13 protein-coding genes are annotated in these 14,917 nt (G+C 68.7%); 9 read left to right on the top strand and 4 right to left on the bottom strand.

Features of this window, described 5'->3' with window-relative positions:
• Positions 1–191: 191 nt before the first annotated feature.
• Positions 192–812 carry a hypothetical protein gene (locus tag OG892_RS39070; RefSeq protein WP_073737879.1) on the bottom strand — a complete coding sequence of 207 codons (621 nt, stop codon included), beginning with the start codon at positions 810–812 and terminating at the stop codon, positions 192–194.
• Positions 809–1,735: a ParA family protein gene (locus OG892_RS39065; protein WP_158072260.1), complete on the bottom strand. Its 927-nt coding sequence runs from the start codon at positions 1,733–1,735 to the stop codon at positions 809–811. Before OG892_RS39065 ends, OG892_RS39070 begins: the two co-directional genes overlap by 4 nt.
• Positions 1,736–5,152: 3,417 nt before the next feature.
• On the opposite strand from OG892_RS39065, the gene metF reads away from it, so the two are divergent.
• The 3 genes from metF to OG892_RS39050 all read left to right on the top strand — a co-directional run bounded on the left by metF (position 5,153) and on the right by OG892_RS39050 (position 7,914).
• Entirely contained in the window at positions 5,153–6,058 is a 906-nt protein-coding gene (metF, locus tag OG892_RS39060) for a methylenetetrahydrofolate reductase [NAD(P)H] (RefSeq protein WP_371631779.1), read from the top strand.
• 32 nt (positions 6,059–6,090) lie between these two features.
• Positions 6,091–6,246, top strand: coding sequence for a hypothetical protein (locus OG892_RS39055; protein WP_158072261.1), 156 nt, complete (start codon positions 6,091–6,093; stop codon positions 6,244–6,246).
• Positions 6,247–6,726: 480 nt separating this feature from the next.
• The gene (locus OG892_RS39050) at positions 6,727–7,914 is read left to right on the top strand and encodes a 3-deoxy-7-phosphoheptulonate synthase (RefSeq protein ID WP_328868556.1); all 1,188 of its coding nucleotides are present in this window, start codon (positions 6,727–6,729) and stop codon (positions 7,912–7,914) included.
• 70 nt (positions 7,915–7,984) lie between these two features.
• On the opposite strand, the gene OG892_RS39045 is transcribed toward OG892_RS39050, so the two are convergent.
• Positions 7,985–8,182: a hypothetical protein gene (locus OG892_RS39045; protein ID WP_073737882.1), complete on the bottom strand. Its 198-nt coding sequence runs from the start codon at positions 8,180–8,182 to the stop codon at positions 7,985–7,987.
• Entirely contained in the window at positions 8,179–8,670 is a 492-nt protein-coding gene (locus tag OG892_RS39040; protein WP_079193587.1) for a hypothetical protein, read from the bottom strand. Before OG892_RS39040 ends, OG892_RS39045 begins: the two co-directional genes overlap by 4 nt.
• A 720-nt stretch (positions 8,671–9,390) precedes the next feature.
• Here OG892_RS39040 and OG892_RS39035 point away from each other — a divergent pair.
• From OG892_RS39035 to OG892_RS39010, 6 genes are all read left to right on the top strand, one after another.
• Positions 9,391–10,290 (top strand): hypothetical protein, encoded by a 900-nt coding sequence (locus tag OG892_RS39035; protein ID WP_371631778.1) that lies wholly within the window; start codon positions 9,391–9,393, stop codon positions 10,288–10,290.
• A gap of 31 nt (positions 10,291–10,321) precedes the next feature.
• Positions 10,322–11,578 (top strand): cytochrome P450, encoded by a 1,257-nt coding sequence (locus tag OG892_RS39030; RefSeq protein ID WP_371631777.1) that lies wholly within the window; start codon positions 10,322–10,324, stop codon positions 11,576–11,578.
• Between the two features lie 35 nt (positions 11,579–11,613).
• Entirely contained in the window at positions 11,614–11,859 is a 246-nt protein-coding gene (locus tag OG892_RS39025; protein WP_073737886.1) for a ferredoxin, read from the top strand.
• A gap of 8 nt (positions 11,860–11,867) precedes the next feature.
• Positions 11,868–13,361: an FAD-dependent monooxygenase gene (locus OG892_RS39020; protein ID WP_371631776.1), complete on the top strand. Its 1,494-nt coding sequence runs from the start codon at positions 11,868–11,870 to the stop codon at positions 13,359–13,361.
• Positions 13,362–13,433: 72 nt separating this feature from the next.
• On the top strand, positions 13,434–14,093 hold the full coding sequence (locus OG892_RS39015; RefSeq protein ID WP_328698331.1) for a hypothetical protein: 660 nt from the start codon (positions 13,434–13,436) through the stop codon (positions 14,091–14,093).
• A 92-nt stretch (positions 14,094–14,185) separates the two neighbouring features.
• Positions 14,186–14,824: an antibiotic biosynthesis monooxygenase gene (locus OG892_RS39010; protein ID WP_371631775.1), complete on the top strand. Its 639-nt coding sequence runs from the start codon at positions 14,186–14,188 to the stop codon at positions 14,822–14,824.
• The last annotated feature ends 93 nt before the right edge of the window (positions 14,825–14,917 follow it).

The raw sequence follows: 14,917 nt of genomic DNA, 5'->3' as shown, positions 1-14,917 counted from the left end.
ACCCGCGGGAGCGGCCCGGCGGGCACTCCCATCACTCCCCCGCCGCCTGGCCTCCTACGGGGTCCGAACGCAGCTGTGCCAGCCCCCGGGGCTCTGCCGGGGGCTGGCCGTCGTTCAGGTAATGCTGGAGGGGAGCGATTCGGCATCGCCGGCCAGCGCTGCTTGGCCGACGATGTTCCCCACGGCTGCTCTCAGGCGTCCCTGCGCCCCGGCAGGTACTGGTCGAGGACGACCGCCAGGAACTTGGTGTGGTCAGGAAGCCCGGCCTCGGTCACCAGGCCGTCGATGACCCCACGCTGAGCCCTCGTCGGCTTGTACTGCAGCTGCACCGGCCCGAGCCCCCGCAGGTCCGTGTTGTTCGTCGCCACGGCGAAGAGCTTGGACTGGAACTTGGGCGCCCGCCGTGCCTCCTCGACGACCTGAGCGAGCCCCTTCTCGACAGCGGCTTCCACCGCCAGGAACACGATCTGGGTATGGGTCAGGTCGCTCTGCTTGCGAAGCTTGCGGAAGCGGTTGGCCACGTTCGTCGACACGTAGAACCCGACCGGCTTGGCGGTGTCCGCATCGGAGACCGGGGGCGTGGGCTCCTCGACGAGCTCCTGAGTGGGCCGGGGCACCACAGGAGGCCGCGGGACGGCCGGGCCCGGCTGAGCCGCCGGGACAGCCGGGGCCGAGGGGCCCGGCTGGGCCGCCCAGCCGGCGAGCGCACCGGACGGTGCGGCGCCACCGGTGAACAGGTTGCCGACGCCCTCGTCCGACATGCTCTGCTCGTCGTCCTGGTCGGAGGTCTTTTTGTTCTTCGGCGGTGTCATGCCGCGGCATCCTTCCTGAGCTCCAGAGCCCTGGCGAACATCTCTTCGGTGAAACCTTCGTAATCCGAGTCGAGCCCCACCACGGTCTCCGGAACCGTGCGATCGCCTGCCGCACGCTGATCCGCCAACTCGTGTACGAGGAGGCCTCTCTTCCGCACCAGACGGGCCACCGACTCGGTGTGCCCGATGAGGTGCTTGAACATGTGGGCTTCCTCGCCCAGCACCTTCTGCACCTGGCGCCGTACGTCGGCGTGGATGCTGCTGTAGTTCCGCCCTGTGTCGAACAGCAGTACGCCGAGCAGTGCGATGTGCGGATTGATGTGGCTGACGAACTTGACGTAGGAGAACTCCAGGCCAATCTGCGCGAGGCCGTCCTCCGCACCACCGTCGCTCTTGACCGGGATGATCAGCCACCGGGCGGCGGAGAGGGCGAGGCGCTGGAGCGAGGGGTTCTCCGGCGGGGTGTCGAGAATGATGATCTGGTACCGGTGCGCGATCGGCAGCAGACACATCAGCAGCCGCAGGTACGCGTGCGGGCCTTCCTTGGCCAGGAGTGTGTGGAAGAAGATGCCGAACTCGTCACCGAGCGCCGGGCCGCCCAGGACGACGTCGAGGTTCTCCCGCACGTTCTCGACCGGAGTCAGGGGCGCGCCGGTACGCAGCGCCTCGATGAGCCCCGCTCCCCCGTCGTTCCAATCGGCCCGCTTGTACCCGAGCTCGCGTGCGATGTTGCCCTGGGCGTTGCAGTCGATGATGAGTGTGCGCAGTCCGCTGCGAGCCGCCTTGCCCGCAGCGTTCGCGGAGACGGAGGACTTGCCGACGCCTCCCTTGCCGTTGCCGAACATGAAGATGTGCGACAGCGACTCCCAGGGGATGCCGGCGAGCTGCGTATCAGTGGCAGGCGCTTCGAAGGGACTGGCCATGGATCCTCTCACTCTTGTTCGGGACCGCAATCGGGGCATGAAACGCCCCTTTTGCTCCGGTACTGATGGTCAAGACTTCGCTCAGAACGATTCTGCGCTCCGTGGCAGCCCCGGAGCGCGTCAGGTAGGGCCCTGAACCTGCCGATCGGAGCGCCAAATCGCGCATCTGGCCCCGTTGTCCCAGCTCATCGGCATACTTCGGGTTGGCAGCACGATAGGTGTCACTGCGTGTCCCAAGGGTGCTTCTACTGCTGGTTCTCATACGTTCCACTTCGCAGCTCTGTGAGTCGGCTGCCCAGCGAAGAGGCCAAGAGACATCTCCATATGGACAGTTACCTCCAAAAAAGTTGCGTCAAAGGGAGGAGCACAAGTTATCACGAAGATCAACGTCTTAGTTGTCGGACACGCGACCGAATCAGCATCCACGCACAGGTACGGGCAGACACTGCGGCTCGTGTGGCAGGCAGCCGGTCGGCTTGCTTCGCCACCGACCTGTGCACCGGGTTCCGTGCTCGCCTGCGTGCTTGCCCGCCAAGCGGCCTCGATGCCTGCCTATGGGCCTGGTTGCCCACGGATGCACAGCCAGGCAGCCACGCTTGCCGACGGTCCAGCTAACCGTCCCGTGTGCTACGCAACCGCACCATCAACACGCGGGCAATCCCTGGGGCGGACTGCCCTGCCGACGGGCATCCGGACATAGAACCCTGCCGGTCTGCTGGCACGCACATAGGCCCGCTTGTCTACGGCGAAGCCTGCGTGCCCTTGCACTTGCGGAGAGACCCAGCACGATGTGTGCGTACAGGCTTCGCAATGGACCCGCATACCGGCTGCCGAGCCAGCGTGCCTGCGGCTCGGCAGTTCAATGGACGAGCACACAGGGCGCCGGACACCGCTGCTACTGGGCATGCACCCCTACAACCGTGCGTCCTTACCAACATGACTGCTTCCCTATAGGCCCACTTGGATGCCTGCTGCCTCGCAGGTCTGCACGTCCGTCTGTCGCCGCATGTGCAGTCAGGCGGACTCGCCTACCTGGGACTGAGTCCGCACCCCTGTTGGCCCACGTGCTGAGCTGCTGGCTACTGAGCCGACCCTTGGTTGCACGTGCATAGCCACAGGGAGACGGATAGACACCCCTGCACCCCTGCTTACCGCTCTGCTTATGGGCGCTCAGGTCAACACGTCTACCCGCGCATCCACGAGCAGGTGGACTTGCAGCAGCACCGCCGGATGGACGTGCCATGTTGTATGCATACCTGCCAGTGAACCTGTCGGCAAACAGGCCGCCTTGTATGCGTTGACACAGGGGAGGAGACAGGTGAGAACCAAGGCCTTCCGAGCTGCGTTGATCGGGGCAGGAGTAGCTACTTACAGAAACACCGTCACGACACCGTTGATGCACACTCTTGTCAAAGTTTGGCATCAGGCGGTTCTTCATGCCGCAACTCCTATGTGCTCACAAGCTTGCGTCGATGTTTGCGACATTGTTTGTTTACCCAGGTCAGAGGCTGTTCTTCGCTTACCTCACCCTGCATACTAGCGCCACGGTTCCCCTCGTTCCACTAGCTTCTGATCCGGTACCGATGAAGATGATGACTGATGCCATCAGCCCGAATCGGAGAACCAGTGCCGGAGTTCGCTCGCAGATGCAGGATGGCGATGGTCGCCAGATGTTGCCTGCCGATTCTGGCTACGTGCAACGGACGCTGACGTGCTGAGAGTGGCAACGTCGTTCGGTAGTCATGAGGGGCGGTGAGAGATGCGCGAAGATGCAGGATCTCCTGCTCTCTTGGCACCAGGTGGCGAACAGTCGCGATGAAAGTGGACTACTTCTACCAGCCCAGCACTAGCAGTCAGGCATCGAGGGGGGCAGCCCCCGAGGGCTGGACTATGAGAGAGCATGCCGGGTGCGCAGTGTGGTGACGAGGGGTGGTCGCTCTCTCCGCTGGGTAGCAGGCACCCGCGCGGGAGAATGGCTCAGCAGGGGATGGTTCGTCACGCGTCGCTCGCATTCAGCCCGGTACCGGACATGTGCCTGATGTCGCCTCTCCGTTGTCAGGCCGGTTGAGGTGACACAGGGCGAGCCGCCTTGGGAGATTGCGCACAGTCTGCTCCGGGCCGGACATTCCTTGATCACCTGTCCTACCGATACAGGCTTCCTGCTTCCAGGCTGTTCGCTGCGACAGGCCGGAAGCGCGCTTGCAGTCCCCGCTTTCGCACGCTCTTCCCACCCGAGCCCTCCACGTCTATCCCGGCCCTCCGTCTCGGCTCTCCAGGAGCATCGATAAGCCCCCGAAGGGATGGCCCTCGCGTGTTCCGGCGATGCCCGGTCACGCCTGGAGCTCTGCCCACGAAGCCGCCCATGGTCCTCGCGACACGGCCGGGTCCGCCGGACGCGGATCTCCCCATCCCAAGGCTCCCGGCCCCCCCTACTGCGGGCCACTGCGGCGCCCATGGGGAGAGGTACGCCGGGCTCCATACCGAGGAACGCGATGTGCGCCAGGGGAGAGGCCGGTCGCTCCCGCACCCGGATACGACGTACAAGGGCGTTGTCGGCCAAGGACCGGACGGCAACCAGCAAGCGGCCCGAGCGCGGTGCCTCCCGTCGCTGCCGGGAACGCCTTGACCACCTGCCGGCGTGCCGCGAGCGCGGCCGCGCACTCCGCCTCCGCGCTGCCATCGACGACACCGTTCCGGCCGCATCCCGCAAGGTCACAACAGCTGATCCCACACGGGAGAGTCGGGCGACAGCAGGAACCCGGCCGGCACGGCCCGGCCCGCGCCGCCACCTTCGCGGAGTCACGGATTCCCTGCGTGTCCAGAGGGCCTCGCCGCCCGGCAGGGTTTCTGGCCCGGTCATCAAACAGCGGCCGCCTCCCTCGCACCCCCACCGATGGCGAGCTGCCGGTGGGCGGCGTGCTGTGGCAGGTCGAGGCGCCTCGCGGCGGTGGGGTATGTCGCCCGGTACGGCGAGCAGGCCGGTCCGGCGGGGAGCGTCGCGGCACCGGTGGGGGAGGGGTGCTCCGGGCCGCTGCCAGGACCTGCGTGGAAGGGCGTTCGCCGACCCGGAGCCCGCACGGGGCCGGCGGAGCCCGAAAAACCCGGTTCTCGCGCGACGGCGGCTCCCGGGAGAACGGCTCTCACAGAAGTCGTTCAACTACGTACCACCTGGCGCGCGGGCACGCCCGACGAGATGCCCGGGGCCCAGGGAAGGAACCGACGCGCAAAGGAACCGACGGCGCAACGGGCTGGAAAGGGCAGCGGCATCCACGCGCATTCCAGCGTTTCGCGAGGGATCCTCGTGCGCGGGGCCGCATGGTGGAAGATCCGAGCGATCGAACATGGTTGAAGATCCGAGCGATCGAAGGAGTCCCGTGCGTATGGCGGTGACCGGAACCATCGAGGCCAGGGGCCGACATGACGATGCTGCGTGAGACCCTCCACCGGCGCGCCCCCTCGTTCTCCTTCGAGTTCTTCCCGGCGAAGACCCCGGCCGGTATGCGCGCCCTGTGGCAGGCGATCCGCCAGGTCGAGCGCCTCGCGCCGGACTTCGTCTCCGTCACCTACGGGGCGGGCGGCTCCTCGCGGGAGCGCACCATCGAGGTGACCAAGCGGATCGTCGCGGAGACGACGATGCGCCCGGTCGCCCATCTCACCGCGGTCGGCCACTCGGTGGCGCAGCTGCGCCACATCATCGGCCAGTACGCCGACGCGGGAGTGCGTGACGTTCTCGTCGTGCGCGGGGATCCGCCCGGTGATCCGAACGCCCCGTGGATCCCGCACCCCGACGGCTTCCGGCACGCCCATGAACTGGTCTCGCTCGTCCGGGAGCTCGGTGATTTCAGCATCGGGGTTGCGGCCTTCCCCGAACGGCATCCTCGCTCGCCCGACTGGGAGAGCGACATCAGGCACTTCGTCGCCAAGTGCCGGGCGGGCGCCGACTACGCCCTCACCCAGATGTTCTTCCAGGTCGAGGACTATCTGCGGCTGCGTGACCGGGTGGCCGCGGCGGGCTGCGACATCCCGGTCATCCCGGAGATCATGCCGGCCACCGACGCCCGCCAGATCAGCCGCTTCGCCGAACTGAGCGGCGCCGCGTTCCCCGAGGACCTGGCACACCAGCTGAACGCCGCCCGCGAGGACCCGGCACTGGGATACCGCATCGGCGTCGAGTACGCCACCGCCATGGCCGAGCGGCTACTGGCAGAGGGCGCCCCGGGGCTGCACTACATCACGCTCAACCGATCTACGGCGGCGCTCGAGATCCACCGCGCCGTGACCGGTTCGAGGAGTGTCCGGCCAGTGGAGATGCTCCACGGCTGACACTTCACCGACCTGCTGAGACGGAGGACCACGTGCAGGACATCAAGGAACAGGACATCGGATTCGGATTCGTTCACGAGACGGTGGACTTCTCCCCGGGCTCAATGGGCTCGATCCCGCCGCTGCGGCTCGCGGGCATCGACGAGGACGACATCGCCGAGCCGCACGTCGTACGCGGTATCGACTGACACGCGGACCCGGGCCCCGGGCCCGGGGCCGGGCCCCGGCCCGGGTGGGCGGTGTCACCGGCGATCACGACAAAAACTCGACCGGGTCTCAAGTCCGCTCGCCAATACTTTTCGAAGAACGCTCTTCGACTTCGTCTTGAGGCTCCGATTCTGACGAGAACCAGGGAAGTTGACCACATGATCAGCAGCCGAACCCGTCCTGCGCGGCCGTCGAGGACGCCCGCCACGGGCCCGACGCAGCGGGCTCCCTGGTTCGATTGAGAACCTCAACCCTCCCTGTGCGTACGCCTGTTGAAGCGACGTGGGCCGCATCAAGGGCTCCTTGACGCCGTGCGGAAGACGGCCGGGATCGAGAACGTCAACGGATTCCGGCCCGCTGCGGGCCGCGGGTGTTCCCGTCCCTGAGACCAAGCGCACGGGGATCCCGGCCTGACGACGTTCCCCGACCCGAGCGACACGACCGTTGGATCGGAGTACGCAATGAAGGACGTCGTGAAGGACGTCATCCGTGAGATCAGCGTCCGCGGGGCACTGCAGCAGCCCGAATGGAACGATCTGCTCCAGCTGAACCGGGTCACCGAGACGCTTGCCGCGCGGCCCACCCTCGTACAGCCCGACGATGTGGCCACCCTGCGGACGCTCCTCGGCGTCGTGGCCTCGGGGCAGGCCCTGGTGGTGCAGTCGGGCGACTGCGCCGAGGACCCCGAGCAGTGCGGGCCCGAGCATGTCGCCCGCAAGGTGGCGGTGCTCGACCTGCTGGCCGGGACGCTCGGGCTGATCTCCGGCAAGCCCGTGCTGCGCGCGGGCCGGATAGCAGGGCAGTTCGCCAAGCCGCGGTCCCAGCCGACCGAAGTCGTCGACGGCACCGAACTCCCGGTGTTCCGGGGCCACATGGTCAACGGGCCGGAAGCGAACGGCGAGAGCCGCCGACTCGACCCCCTGCGCATCCTCACCGGTTACATGGCGGCCAGCGACACCGTCGAGCACTTGGGCTGGCGCGAGCGCGCCGCAGGCCGTCACGTCGTGAGCCCGCAGGTGTGGACGAGCCATGAGGCGTTGCTGCTCGACTACGAGGTGCCCATGCTGCGCACCGACGACGCGGGGCGGCTGTTCCTCGGCTCCACGCACTGGCCGTGGATCGGTGAGCGCACCCGTCAGACCGACGGCGCCCACGTCGCCATGCTCTCCCAGGTCGCCAACCCGGTGGCCTGCAAGGTCGGTCCCGGCATGGAGCCCCAGGAACTGGTGGCACTGTGCGAGCGCCTCGACGAGTGGCGCGAACCGGGCAGGCTCACCCTGATCACGCGGATGGGCGCCGGCAAGGTCGCCGAGCGGCTGCCGCGCCTGGTCGAGGCGGTGCGCGAGGCCGGCCATGCCGCCATCTGGCTCAGCGATCCCGTGCACGGCAATACCGTCACCGCACCCAGTGGCCACAAGACCCGGATGGTGGAGACCGTCGCGCTGGAGGTGTCCCGCTTCGTGACGGCCGTACGGGACGCGGGTGGTGTTCCCGGTGGTCTGCATCTGGAGACGACTCCCGACGACGTCACCGAGTGCGCCACCACCGAGGCCGACCTCGCCGGCGTCGGTGAGCGCTACACCTCGTTCTGCGATCCCCGGCTCACTCCGTGGCAGGCCGTGTCCGTGGCCTCGGCCTGGGCCGTCTGACCCCCGCCCGCCGCTCGGCGGCCTTCGCCGAGCGGCGGGCGGTACGCACACGCACCGGCCGGCGCCGGAGTCAGTCGGGGCGCGGCGTCCGGGCCGAGCGGGAGAGGATTTCGTACAGCTCGTCCAGATCGTATTCGGCGCGTTGCGGGCTGCCGTAGCGGGTGATCTTTCCTCGGCTCACCCATTTACGGATCGTGGCCTGGCTGACGCCCGCGGCCAGTGCGGCGAGCTCGGTCGGTACGGTGCGCCGGCGTCCCTTCTCCGTCACGCCGCACCGCCCGACCGGCCGGTGTCCGACGCCGTCCGCGCCCGGCCGGACAGCAGCAGCCACTCCCTGGGCGGCACCGTGTGGCCGGCGTCGCAGGCCACACGGGAGTAGACCGTGCGGCCGGTTCCCGACAGTGTCGCCCGCAGTCCGGCGGTGCAGCCGGGATGGCAGCACACCCCGAGGGAGACCTCGTACGACTGCGGGTCGCGGCGTGCCCGGGAGGAATCGAGGAGCGCGGACAGTTCGGCGTCCAGGTCCTGGGCCGCGGGGTGCTCGGCCAGCCAGCGGACCTGGCCGCTCAGGAAGTGCAGCAGGGCGGGGACCTCCGTGCCGACGGCGGCCGTAAGCCTGCGCTCCGAGACCACGAGCCCCGCCCAGGAGCACAGGAGGTCGGTGACCCGCGAGCGGAGCGTCAGCGTCTCCTCGTCGAGGCGTATGCCGACCGACTGTGTGCCACTGACACGTTCCAGCGGCCTTCCGCTCGGCACCGCCAGCTCTTCCTCGCTTTCCCGGTAAACCTCTCCGACGTCCCGCAACTTGGCAATCAGTCTCTCGGCCAGAGAACTACGCGGCCATTCCGCTTCGGGTGTGTGGTGATGGCTCTTGGACCGTTGTACGGACGCTTCCGAGCAATCTTGCTGCTGCTGCACTCTTTTGGCCTCGCATCCCCTGTATCCCGAGCGTCCCGACTTTGCGGCCAGCACCCTTCCGCTGGCCGGAAAGTGCCCACGCCTGCCCGGCTCTTCGCCTTGCTGTGACGCAAACACCTGGTACGGAGCGGTAAACGTGACGTAACCAAATCGGGCGAAGAGCTCCATCACTCCATCAACCAGACGTTGGTTACTACAATCATCAATTGTCACGCCTGCCGGCTATGACGTGTCAAGACGACCTCATGTGGGCCGCATCACGCTCTCTGGAGTCGTCGCGGTGTACGTAACTCGACCAATCAGAAATGATGTTGACATCTCTCACAAGCAACTGTCACACTTCTCGCGGGCCACTGGTCTGCGCAAATCTCGCCGGCGCCCGCTCACGAGGCAGTTGGTGCAGGCCCCTGAGTCATTACAGCCACCAGCGTCCATCGCGGTGGCTTTCTTCTTTTCCTGCGCACCCATTGCGCACCCGTCGGCGTCCGCTCCAGCGGTATTCATGCCAGACTCCAGCGGTTTTCGTGCCCGACCACGACACCCAGCCTTGAGGGCATCATGGATCAGCAGTACAGAAATCATGGATACGCGCGTCATTGCGCTCAGGCAGTGAACGCGCTCCATTCAATTCCCTATTTCACAGCCGATCTGGCTGATGAAGTCGCACCGTTCGGGATTACTGATCACTCAAGCGTCTACCTTGCCGGCCGGGCCTCCGCACTCGGCCCCGTGGATCCCGCTGTGGTGGCCGCTGTATTCAACTCGTTCGCGCCCCGCCTCATCTCTGAAAGAATTCCCACTCTCTGGGATCAGATATCGCCCGAGCGGGCGCTCCGGGCCCGCGAGAATGCGGTTGCCGCCGCGCTCGAACGCCTGCTGGGAACCAGGATCGTGCGGTCCGCGGAGCTCTCGGAGGCGGCGAAGCTCGCGACCGTGGCAGCCCAGGCGGGGGCACTGCCGGGACGCCCGCTGTACGCGGCGAACTCCGCGCTCGACCTGCCGGAACGCCCGCACGTGGCCCTGTGGCACGCGGCGACGGTGCTGCGCGAGCACCGGGGCGACGGACACGTCGCCGTGCTGGATCACTTCGAACTGACGGGCGTGGACTCGCTCGTGATCGACTGCGCCAGCAGCCACGGCATGGCCAAGGAGATCGTCATGCCGATGCGCGGCTGGACGGAGGACGAGTGGTCGGCGGGCCGGGAGCGCCTCGCCGACCGCGGGCTGGTCGACGCCGGGGGAGAGCTCACCCCGCGCGGCGCGGCGCTGAGGGACGAGGTCGAGGCCGAGACCGGCAGGCTCGACCGGCGGCCGTACGAAGCCCTGGGGCCCGCGAACGTCGAGCGGCTGGCCCGGTACGTGCATCGGACGGTGGGCATCGCCGCCGACGCCGGGGTCTTCCCGCCACCCCTGCGCGGCTTCTTCGCGCCCACGGCCGATGCCTGGAACGCACTCTGACCCCGAAGCCCGCCCCAGGAGAGGAACCGTCATGACCCCGTCGACCCCGGCGCAACCGCCCGCCGCCCTGTTCTCGCCCGCCTACTACCAGGATCCGCACGCCACTCTCTCCTGGCTCAGGGAGAACTCCCCGGTCCATGAGTTCAGCTTCCCCGTCGGTGACGTGAAGACCTGGCTCGTGACCCGCTACGACGACGTCAAGGCCGTCCTCTCCGACCAGCACTACAGCGCGGAGGCCTCCACCTGGGGCAACGCGGAGTTCCGGGCCGCGGGTCTGGTCGCCGCCGAGGGCACCATCCTGGCGCGGGGCATCTCGGTGGTCGACCCGCCGTACCACACCAGGCTGCGCCGGCGGGCGATGGGCGCGTTCACCACCCGCCAGGTGGAGCAGTGGCGCAAGACCGTGCAGGAGCACGTGGACCGGATCCTCGACGACTGCTCGCGCAGCGAGACCTTCGACGTGATGGACGACTACGCGGGCGAGGTGTCCGCCGGCGTTCTGGGCGAGATCCTCGGTATGCGCATCGAGCGCCACCGTGAGCTGGTCAGCGCGCTCAACGAGGCGTTCCCGTCCGATCCCGCGCTCATGCACAAGGTGCCGGAGGCGTTCGGCAGGATCTGCGAGTACGCGGCCGAGCTGGTCGCAGAGAAGCGCAGCAACCCCGCCGACGACCTGACCTCCGCGCTGATCCGGGGCGGTGACCCCGACGACCAGCTGACCGAGGACGAGCTGACGGGCATCGTCGCCGCGATCATCATGGGCGGCAGCGACACCGTGCGCGGCTTCATCGGCAACGCCGTCCTCTCGCTGCTCGACCACCCCGGCCAGGCGGACCTGCTGCGTGCCGACCCGCAGCTGGCCGAACCGGCGGTGGAGGAACTCCTGCGCTACGACGGCGCGTTGAGCACCGCCCTGTTCCGGGTCACCACACAGGAGGTGGAGCTCTCCGGCACCACCCTGCCTGCGGGGGCGCCGGTGATCGTCGGGCTGCTGGCGGCCAACCGTGACCCCCGCCGGTTCGACCGGCCCGAGCTCCTGGACCTCCGGCGCGAGGGGCACCGCCATGTCGGCTTCGGGCACGGGCTGCACAACTGCCTGGGCGCGGCACTGGCCCGGCTGGAGGGGGCCATCGCCATCCCCGCCCTGTTCGCACGCTTCCCGGAGCTGGCCCTCAACGCCCCCCGGGGCAGCATGCGGTACATCGACAACTGGGCGATCCGCCGCCTGGTCGCACTGCCCGTCGCCGCATCGGCGAAGGCCGTCGCGCGGGTACCTCAGGAGGTCTGACACGTGAATGCCCCCACCGGCCCCCGGCGGCCGTCATGAGTGGCTCCGCCCAGGTCGACCGCACGCTCTGCCTCGGGACCGGGCTGTGCGAGTCGATGGCGCAGGACCTGTTCCTGCTGGACGACGACGGGATCGCCGTCGCCCTGGCCCCCGACGGTACGGACGGGAGGCTGGAGCGGCTGCACGCCATCGCCGACTGCTGTCCGACCGGGGCGATCACCGTCACCGAGGAGGATCTCGGCGCGGCCGAACGCGACAACGCACACGAGAGCAAGGGGTGAGGCACGCCATGCAGAGCCAGTCCGCGCAGTGGGACACAGACGTCGTCGTGGCAGGAGCGGGGCCCGCGGGGCTCATGCTGGCCGCCGAACTGCGGCTGGCCGGCGCCGGGGTCGTGGTCCTGGAGCAGGAGGACCGGCCGACCGCGGAGTCGCGCGGCATGGGATTCACCGCCCGCACCCTGGAGGTGTTCGACCAGCGCGGGCTGTTGCCCAGGTTCGGTGAGCTGAACCGTTCCCCCGGCGGCCACTTCGGCAGTGTGCCGGTCGACTTCGCGGTCGGCGACGGACGGCACGCGAGCGTCACCGGCATCTCCCAGGCCCGTACCGTCGTCGCGCTGGGGGAGTGGGCCGCCGAGCTCGGGGCCGACATCCGGCGGGGACACCGGCTGACCCGGTTCACCGACAGCGGTGACGGGGTCGAGGTGTGGGCCGAGGGACCGGACGGCGAGGTCCGGCTGGCAGCGCCCTACCTCGTGGGCTGCGACGGCGGCCGCAGTGTGGTCAGGCGGACCGGCGGCTTCGAGTTCCCCGGCACCGACGCCACCGCCGAACTGCTGCTGGCCGATGTGCGGGATCTCCGGCTACCGCCGAAGTGGTCCGGGGAGCGCCGCCCCGGTGGCATGCTGCTGGCCGCGCCCCTGGGCAACGGAATGACCCGGGTCGTGGTCTCCGAACACGGCAGGGCGCCACTGGTACGCACCGGACCCCCGGCCTTCAGCGAGGTGGCCGAAGCCTGGAAGCGGGTCAGCGGCGACGACATCTCCGGCGCCACCCCGGCCTGGGTCAGCTCCTTCGGGGACGCGGCACGGCAGGCGTCCGAGTACCGGAGGGGCCGGGTACTGCTGGCCGGGGACGCCGCGCACGTCCATCTGCCCGCCAGCGGTCAGGGCATGAACGTCAGCATCCAGGACGCCGTCAACCTCGGCTGGAAACTGGGCGCCGTCGTCACCGGCCGGTCTCCCGGAGCGCTGCTGGACACCTACCACTCCGAGCGCCACCCTGTCGGCGCCGAGCTGCTGCGCAACACCCGGGCGCAGGCCACGCTCTTCCTCGGCGGACCCGAGATGCAGCCGCTGCGCGACGTACTCACCGAGGTGTTCCGGGGCGAGGAGGCGGCCCTGGTCCTCTCGGGGCTGGTCAGCGGCCTGGAGATCCGGTACGACGTCGGCTCCGAGGGCCATCCGCTGCTCGGCCGGCGGCTGCCCGACGTCCAACTGGTACTGGACGACGGCGAGAAGACCCGCAGCACCCGGCTGCTGCACCCGGCCCGCGGAGTGCTGCTGTCCCTGGGCTCCGACCCCGAGCCCGCACGCATCGCGGCCAGGTGGGCGCCCCACGTGGACATCCGGTCCGCCGGCCTGGCCGATGCCGCACCGGCGGACGGCGAGACGGTCGACGCCGAAGCCGTACTGGTGCGCCCCGACGGCTATGTGGCCTGGGTGGCCGGGTCAGGCAGCCTCGACACCGCCCTGCACCGCCACTTCGGTGAGCCCACCGGCTGAGCACCGGCCGGGGCGTCCACCGGCCGGGCAGCTCCGGGCCGGGCCATCACAACAGACCAGGAGACGACGACGATGACAGAGACACGGGTCCAGCAGGCGGCCGCGCCCGACATCGACCGCGAGGACGTGCACACCGTCTTCATGAGCCACTGGCACGTGGCGAGCGAGGACCGGGGCCGCGCGGTGCTCGACGAGATCGCGGACGCCTGGGAAGGGACCTCCCGGCCCGCCGACGTCCTCTCCTTCTCGTGCTACCTGAGCACCGGCAGCGATCACTTCACCGTGATGACGTACGCCCAGTGCACGCGGCCCGACGGCTACCGGCCCTTCATCCGCAGCCTGCCCGCGCAGGCCGCCCGGGTGGAGCCGGTCGAGTACCGGCTCCACCGCAGCGTGCTGCTCGCCCCGGAGACCGGACCGGCGGCCGCGGTCGTCATCGCCAGCTTCGACGTCGACGGCCGGGAGCGCCAGGAGTACATCGTCTCCTCCGTCACGGAGAACATCGAGAAGTCGCCGCGCACCGACCAGGGCGGGCTGATCGCCTCGCACTTCCATCTCAGCATCGACGGCACCCGCGTGATCAACTTCGCCGAGTGGACGAGCGATCAGGAGCACATCACGTTCCTGGAGGGGGCCACCCGGCACCGGTCGCTGCGCCTGGCCACGGACACCCCGGGCGTCCGCCCGATCGGCTTCACCCGCTACCACCTGTATCGCGCCATCGGCTTCTGACGGATGGCCGACAGGCGCCCATCGGCTCCCATAACTCCGGCTTTTGCCATCATGGTTGACGGACCAACAGTTTTGGCACGAAGGAGAAGCCCATGGCCGATGCCCCCATCCCCTATCCGGATGTCGCCCGCGAGGATGCCGGAGTCGCGCTGGTGACTCCGTTGTACGTCGGGGGGCCCGGACTCCAGCGTGCGGAGGTGGAGCGCGTCCTGGCGCCGTACCGAAACGGTTCTCTGCCCGAGGGATTCATCTCGGTGAGCGTCTTCGTCAGCACCGAGGGCGAGAACGTGCTCACCTACGCCCAGTGGACCTCGGACGACGCCTACCGCGCGTTCGTCCGGGACGGCGGACTCGGTGAGCCGGACGAGAACACCACCGAGCCGGTCCGCTACAAGCTCTACCGGGGCCGGGTCCTGGAACCCGGCAGCATCCCCACCATGCTGGTGGCCCCCGTCTTCGACGTGGACGGGCGGGACCGGCAGCGGCGCTCGATCGACAACCTCATCGACGGGCCGCTCGGCACTCCCTTTCCCGGCCTGGTCTCCTCCCACTTCCACCTGAGCCTCGACGGCACCCGCGTCCTGAACTGGGCCGAGTGGGTCGACGAGGCGGCGCATGTGGGGTTCATGAACAGCAGCCGCCCCAAGGAGTGCCTCCAGGCCATCACGATGCCCGGCGTCCGCGGCATCGGCGGCAAGAGGTACGTACTCGCGGGTGCGGTCACCCGCTGACATCTCGGACACCGTGCACGGCCCAGGTCCTCGGACCTGGGCCGTTCGCTTTTTCCGGGCGCATCAGGCAATCGCTCGGACCGCCGGCGACAT

Source organism: Streptomyces sp. NBC_00341 (genome assembly GCF_041435055.1).
Classification (GTDB): Bacteria; Actinomycetota; Actinomycetes; order Streptomycetales; family Streptomycetaceae; genus Streptomyces.
This window is presented reverse-complemented; position numbering and strand designations above follow the sequence as displayed.